The 2008-nt window shown below is 68.3% G+C and carries 1 protein-coding gene; it reads left to right on the forward strand.

Going from position 1 to position 2008, the window contains the following annotated elements:
• The coding region (locus VML93_RS37270; protein ID WP_325618703.1) for a condensation domain-containing protein at positions 1-2008 on the forward strand (2008 nt) is incomplete at both ends.

Consider the following 2008-nt stretch of genomic DNA (forward strand, 5'->3'; position numbering starts at 1 on the left):
TTGACAGAGCGGCTGCCGTCGTACCTGGTGCCCGCCGAGGTGGTGGTCCTGGAGACGTTGCCGTTAACGGTCAACGGCGACATCGACACCCGTGCCCTGCCGGCACCGGAAACATTCGTCGACCCCAAGATCAGGCAGGCGCTGCACGACGTCTTCACTCGTCTGCTCGGGGTGGAGCACGTCGGCGTCGCCGATTCGTTTTTCGAGCTGGGTGGGGATTCGCTGTCGGCCATGCGGGCGGTCACCGCGATCAACGCGGCCCTGGACGTCGATCTCAAGGTGAGCGCGGTGTTCAACGCGCCGACGATTGCCCAGCTGGCGGCGCGCATCAACGGCAACGCCGGCGGGCTCAAGCCGTTGGTGGCCCGAGAGCGGCCCGCGGTGGTCCCGCTGTCGTTTGCGCAGAGCCGGTTGTGGTTCATCGCCCAGTTGCAGGGGCCGTCGCCGGTCTACAACAGGTCCGTGGCGTTGCGCCTGCGTGGGCAGCTGGACGTCGAGGCGCTGACGGCGGCGCTGGTCGATCTGGTGGGCCGCCATGAAAGCCTGCGCACGGTTTTCTCCGCGGTCGACGGGATACCCCAGCAGCTGATCATTTCGGCCGAGCGGGCCGACTTCGGTTGGGGAGTAGTCGATTCCACCGGGTGGCCTCCGGACCGGCTGGCCGAGGCGATCGAGGAGGCGGCGCGCTACAGCTTTGACCTGGGCATCGACATCCCGTTTCGCACACGGCTTTTCCGCGTCACCGACCAGGAGCACGTGCTGCTGATCACGGTGCACCATATCGCCGGGGACGGCTGGTCGATCGGCGTGTTGGCCGCCGACCTCGGGGAGGCTTATCTGAGCCGCTGCGCGGGCCGGCTCCCGGGTTGGGCTGAATTGCCGGTGCAGTACGTCGATTACGCGCTGTGGCAGCGGCAGAATCTCGGTGATGCGGCGGACCGCAACAGTCCTCTCGCCGCTCAGGTCGGGTACTGGGAAGAGGTGCTGGCCGGGATTCCCGAGCGCCTGCAGTTGCCCACCGATCGGCCGTATCCGCTGGTTGCCGACCACCGCGGCGCGAGCGTTGCGGTGGAATGGCCGGCGGAGCTGCAGCAGCGGGTGGGAAGTCTTGCCCGCGAACACAATTCGACCAGTTTCATGGTGGTCCAGGCGGCGCTGGCCGCGCTGTTGTCCCGGCTGAGCGCGGCCACCGATGTGGCGGTGGGATTCCCAATCGCCGGTCGCGGGGATCCGGCGCTTGACGGGCTGATCGGCTTCTTCGTCAACACCCTGATCTTGCGCGTCGACCTTGCTGGGGATCCCAGTTTCACCGAGTTGCTCGCCCAGGTGCGAGAGCGCAGCCTGGCCGCCTACGAGCACCAGGACGTGCCCTTCGAGGCGCTCGTCGAGCGGCTCAACCCGCCCCGATCCCGGACCCACCACCCGCTGATCCAGGTGACATTGGCCTGGCAGAACTTCACCTGGCGATACGACGACCCCGCCGCCGGGTTGGCGCTGGGCGATCTGCAGGCCACGCCCGTGGCCCTCGACACCCACACCGCCCGCATGGACCTGTCGTTTTTTCTGGCCGAACGCTTCACCGACACGGGTGGGCCCGCCGGGATCGGCGGGACGGTCGAGTTCCGCACCGACGTGTATGACACGGCCACCGTCGAGGCGCTGATCGGGCGGTTGCAGAAGGTCTTGGAGGCAGTCACGGCAGATCCGGGGCGGCGCACGTCGTCGATCGACCTGCTCGATCCCGCCGAGCACGCCCGGTTGGACGGGTGGGGCAACCGGACGGTATTAGCCGGGGAGGCCCCGGTCACCGAGTCGTCGATTACGACGCTGTGGACTGCGCAGGTGGCACGTACCCCCGACGCGGACGCAGTGACCTGCGACGGCCGCTCGATGACGTACCGCGAGCTCGACCAGGCCGCCGACCGGTTGGCGCACCGGCTGGCCGGCCACGGCGTGGGCCCGAGCGACGTTGTGGCGCTGCTTTTTTCGCGTTCGGCGGAGGCCATCG

This window comes from Mycobacterium sp., assembly GCF_035499775.1.
Classification (GTDB): Bacteria; Actinomycetota; Actinomycetes; order Mycobacteriales; family Mycobacteriaceae; genus Mycobacterium.